This is a genomic window from Solidesulfovibrio aerotolerans, assembly GCF_009856865.1.
GTDB lineage: Bacteria > Desulfobacterota > Desulfovibrionia > Desulfovibrionales > Desulfovibrionaceae > Solidesulfovibrio > Solidesulfovibrio aerotolerans.
Map to the genome: position 1 here is coordinate 1 of NZ_WVUD01000098.1, position 3,490 is coordinate 3,490.

The following is a 3,490-nucleotide window of genomic DNA, read 5'->3' on the forward strand; positions in this document are numbered from 1 at the left end:
GATTTTTTTTGTCAGCGACACTATCAGCTAGTATGGGCTTGAATGAGAGCGGTTACGCTCACTTCTAATCGGATAAACTGTTATCAGTTGACATTGGCTACTAACGGATCATAAAATATGATAAAAATAACCAGGAGAGAACTATGACTAAATCAGGTCGCATTGCCCGATGCATGGGCCGTGTAGAATTTAGATCTTGTCAGATCGAGATTCTCGATATGCACAAAAAAGGGTACGCCAATAAGCACATCTACGATAAATTGGCAGCACAGGGGAGGTTAACATTGGCATACTCAACGTTTAATGTCCATCTTCGCAAACTGTTGCAGGCAAAGAAATCAAAATCAATAGAAATACAATCAGTTGATCGGAAGAAAATATTTGAAGTACCTCACAACACTGAATTGATCTAGTCATTGTGAGTGTACGTCGGCTAGACCCAGCCCCCCGGAGGGGGAGTATAGGCTTGGATTCGTAGGATACACTCCCGGGCGGACAAATTCAGGTCGCTGCGACAGGCTTAGCGTACGATTTTTTCCGTTTCGTGAGCAGACCCCTTTTTAAGCGCCGCCTGAAACAACCTGCCCTCCGTCTTGGTCACGCCGACGTCCCGGGAGGTCAGGATCAAATCAAAAAGTCCCAGGTCCAGACCGCACGCGCGCAGGACGGAGGCGAGCTGTGCGCTGGAAAGATAGTTGTCCGAAAGGACCGCCACCCTCTTGCCGGACCGGTGCAACGTGGCGATCAGACTTGCTATGTTGGGGTTGAGGTAACAGAAGTCCCGTTCGGTTTCGATCTCCGCCTCCACTGCCCGCCCAGGATCGCCCACGACAGGGGCCAGGCGAGCGTAAATCTCCTCAATGGAACACTCCCGGGTGCGTCGGACCGACCAGGCGTCCTCCCGTGCTCGGGTTTCAGCGACCTGGCGCAGAATCCGGAATTCCCCGGGGCTGACATGCGCTGCCAAAAGGCCCGCCCGCAACAGCCGCCGTCCCACCTCCACGAAAAGGCGCGTCGGCTCGTCGCTGAGTCGATACAGCAGCGTGTCAAAGCAATCGAAGAACACATAGCGCACCGAGGCGGGCAAGCCGCCCGACAGTTGGTGCAGGCCGGCGTCATCCTTTTGGAAATCGACGCGCAGGCTCAAGGGATTGGCAAGGGTCCGCTGCAGCAGCCTCAGTTCGGCCTCCAGTGCCTCCAGACCAGCCGGCCCTACGGAAGCTCCCGGGCTTTCGCCGTGCCGGGGGGAAAGCGTCCCGGTCGCGGCCGGCGGAAATACGGCGGCGTAGTCGAGGGACAAAAAGGGTGGCGCCTGGTCCAGGGGCGTCGTGGCCGGCATTCGGCGCAGTCTGGACAACTCAGCCTCGATGACGGCGGCCATCTCCCGGTGGTAGCCGGCCTTGGCCGCCAACGAGCGCTGGTCGCCGTGGTAGCGGAAGGAAGACAGCTCGTCGCGTACGGTATGGAGGGCGGCGTGGCGGGCAAAGCGCACCCACAGTTCATAATCCGCGGCCAAACCAAAGCGGTGGTCCAGGCGTGCCCCGGCCCGCGCCCATAAGGAACGGCGCCAGAACACGGCGTCCTGGCCCATGAATTCCTCATCCAGGGCGCCCTTGGCGGAGAGAATCTTGCTTCTGGACCAAGCCAGGTCACGCTGACGGTAACAGATGTTTCCCTCGGCATTGGCCACGGTAGGTCGCCCGATCAGCCAGTCCACGTCCGGATAGAACAAAAAAAGCATGGCCACCTTGAACAGGCAGAAGTCATGGTAGAGGGCACCGTCAACTTGGCGGTCGGTGTGGTTGCTGGAAACGTCGCGTCCGGGTATTGAGGAGCATGTCGACGCACGCTAATCCCCACTTTGCCGGCTATCGCTATCCCGCCGAAGTCATTTCGACCGCCGTATGGCTGTACTTCCGCTTTCCGCTGAGTCTGCGAATGGTTGAGGAAATGCTGGCTGCACGGGGTATCACGGTCAGCTATGAAACGGTCCGGCAGTGGGGGCTGAAATTCGGTCGCAATATCGCCAACAGACTGCGCCGAGGCGACAAATGGCACCTTGATGAGGTCGTCCTGACCATCGGCGGCAAGCTCCATTATCTCTGGCGGGCTGTGGATAAGGATGGCTTCGTCCTTGACGTGCTGGTCCAGAGCCGGCGGGATGCGAAGGCGGCCAAGCGGTTGCTGCGAAAGCTGATGAAGAGGCAAGGGGTGGAGCCACGGGTGCTGGTGACCGACAAGCTGAAGAGCTACGCCGCCGCCAAGCGCGAAACCATGCCCGGCGTCGAACATCGTCAGCACAAGGGGCTTAACAATCGAGCCGAGAATTCCCATCAGCCGACGAGGCGACGAGAACGGCAGATGAAACGCTTCAAGTCGGCTCGCCAAGTCCAACATTTTCTCTCCATCCACGACCCGATCGCCAACCTCTTCCACCTTCGCCGAGACCACCGCCCCGTCGCCGACTACCGAACCGCCCGAGCCCAGGTCTCGAAGGCCTGGGCCCGAAGTCGCCGGCGCTCGCCTCGCAGCGTGATCCTGGCATGCCCAGCCAGACACATTGCGGTGCCCTATGTGCAAACCGGCCCAAACAAGTTGACGGTGCCCTTGTGGTAGACGGTGCAAAAGCTCGTGAATTGTTGGGCTGGCGCCCCGTGGTGTCGATGGACGATCAATTGCAAAAAATGGCACGTTATGACTCGAACGCTTGACTTCTTGCTTGCATTGGTCGGGCTGACGCTTGGCCTGCCACTGTTTCTGGCACTTATAATCGCGAGCTATCTCGACACGGGCTCGCCCATTTTTTGTCAGGTCCGTGTTGGGCTCAATCGCAAGCCTTTTGTTCTGGTGAAGTTTCGTACAATGCCCCTCAATACGGCCTCTGTGGCCACACATTTGGCTGATGCCTCAATTACCCCCCTGGGACGATTTCTGCGGCGTTCGAAGCTGGATGAACTGCCCCAACTTTGGAACGTGCTTAAGGGGGACATGAGTTTGGTCGGGCCACGGCCGTGTTTGTTCAACCAAGAGGAGTTGATAGAGGAGCGTGCATCACGAGGCGTGTTTGATGTACGCCCGGGGATCACCGGGTTGGCTCAGATTCAGGGTATCGATATGTCTACTCCTCGCCTGCTGGCTGAAACGGACGCAGCTATGTTGAACAATTTAAACTTGACTGCTTATTTCAATTACCTCGTCAAAACAGTTACGTAGGCACCGTCAACTTGTCGGCCGAGAGGTTGCTTGAAACGTCGCATCCGGGTATTGAGCCGCATGTCGACGCACCCTGATCCCCGTTTTGCCGGTTATCGCTACCCCGCCGAGGTCATTTCGACTGCAGTGTGGCTGTACTTCCGCTTTCCGCGTAAGCGCTCAATAAGACGCGTCTTGTCAGGGCGAGCAGGAAGCGGCAGAAGCTCAGGCAGGGATGATCAGGGAGCAGGGATCGAGATGTTGTGGCAGGAGGGCCTTGCGTTGGGCATCGGTAGTT

Annotated in this window: 4 protein-coding genes and 1 pseudogene; 4 read left to right on the forward strand and 1 reads right to left on the reverse strand. The window is 57.6% G+C overall.

Going from position 1 to position 3,490, the window contains the following annotated elements; genetic code table 11:
* Window positions 1–143 precede the first annotated feature (143 nt).
* On the forward strand, window positions 144–413 hold the full coding sequence (locus tag GTA51_RS20125; protein ID WP_160964272.1) for a TraK family protein: 270 nt from the start codon (window positions 144–146) through the stop codon (window positions 411–413).
* A 107-nt stretch (window positions 414–520) separates the two neighbouring features.
* On the opposite strand, the gene GTA51_RS20130 is transcribed toward GTA51_RS20125, so the two are convergent.
* Entirely contained in the window at window positions 521–1,741 is a 1,221-nt protein-coding gene (locus GTA51_RS20130) for an HAD family hydrolase (RefSeq protein WP_160964273.1), read from the reverse strand.
* 95 nt (window positions 1,742–1,836) lie between these two features.
* Here GTA51_RS20130 and GTA51_RS20135 point away from each other — a divergent pair, with 95 nt between their 5' ends.
* The 3 genes and pseudogenes from GTA51_RS20135 to GTA51_RS20775 form a co-directional block, all read left to right on the forward strand.
* Window positions 1,837–2,616, forward strand: coding sequence for an IS6 family transposase (locus tag GTA51_RS20135; RefSeq protein WP_246198259.1), 780 nt, complete (start codon window positions 1,837–1,839; stop codon window positions 2,614–2,616).
* A gap of 78 nt (window positions 2,617–2,694) precedes the next feature.
* Window positions 2,695–3,213, forward strand: a complete 519-nt coding sequence (locus GTA51_RS20140) for a sugar transferase (protein WP_160964274.1) — start codon at window positions 2,695–2,697, stop codon at window positions 3,211–3,213.
* Window positions 3,214–3,243: 30 nt separating this feature from the next.
* Window positions 3,244–3,490 (forward strand): annotated as a pseudogene (locus tag GTA51_RS20775) (hypothetical protein); the annotation flags it as partial.

What these genes read in the sequence shown, in the direction of transcription:
- GTA51_RS20125 (WP_160964272.1), top strand. Translation starts at nt 144, where the DNA reads ATGACTAAATCAGGTCGCATTGCCCGATGCATGGGCCGTGTAGAATTT.
- GTA51_RS20130 (WP_160964273.1), bottom strand. Translation starts at nt 1,741, where the DNA reads ATGCTTTTTTTGTTCTATCCGGACGTGGACTGGCTGATCGGGCGACCT.
- GTA51_RS20135 (WP_246198259.1), top strand. Translation starts at nt 1,837, where the DNA reads ATGTCGACGCACGCTAATCCCCACTTTGCCGGCTATCGCTATCCCGCC.
- GTA51_RS20140 (WP_160964274.1), top strand. Translation starts at nt 2,695, where the DNA reads ATGACTCGAACGCTTGACTTCTTGCTTGCATTGGTCGGGCTGACGCTT.